Source organism: Faecalibacterium gallinarum (genome assembly GCF_022180365.1).
GTDB classification, from domain to species: Bacteria; Bacillota; Clostridia; order Oscillospirales; family Ruminococcaceae; genus Faecalibacterium; species Faecalibacterium gallinarum.
Genome location: NZ_BQKV01000072.1, coordinates 1 through 452 on the forward strand (window position 1 = coordinate 1; position 452 = coordinate 452).

Below are 452 nucleotides of genomic sequence, written 5' to 3' on the forward strand. Positions count from 1 at the left end.
CTGAACCGCTCCAGTAAAAGTAGACAGTGAAAAAAGAAGGCCTCCTGTGGTAGAATAAAACTACTACAGGAGGTCTTTGCTATGCCAAGAAAATACAGCCACATTCAGGAACACGAGAAAGAGATATTAGAACTTCGCAGCCAGGGAATGACTCTGCGGGAGATCGGGGAGAAGCTGGGATTTACACATAAGGAAATGCGGGGATTTCTTTCCCGATACAATCGAAAGCAAAGAAACCTTGCAGCGGGAATCCCTCCAAAGCCCAAGGGACGGCCCAGGAAAGGCGAAATCCGGGAGCCAAGTATTGCAGAATACAAATATGAGATCGAACGGCTGAAAATGGAGAATGAACTGCTGCGGGATTTTCTGCGGTCCACAGGAAGGAAGTGAGAGCAAAGGCGAAATATGCCGTGATTTACCGTTATCGGGAAGAGTATCCGATTTGGCGGATG

At 47.8% G+C, this 452-nt stretch carries 1 protein-coding gene; it reads left to right on the top strand.

Annotated elements, in window-relative coordinates; genetic code table 11:
- Positions 1-81: 81 nt before the first annotated feature.
- Positions 82-390, top strand: coding sequence for an imidazolonepropionase (locus JCM17207_RS09655; protein WP_238317457.1), 309 nt, complete (start codon positions 82-84; stop codon positions 388-390).
- The last annotated feature ends 62 nt before the right edge of the window (positions 391-452 follow it).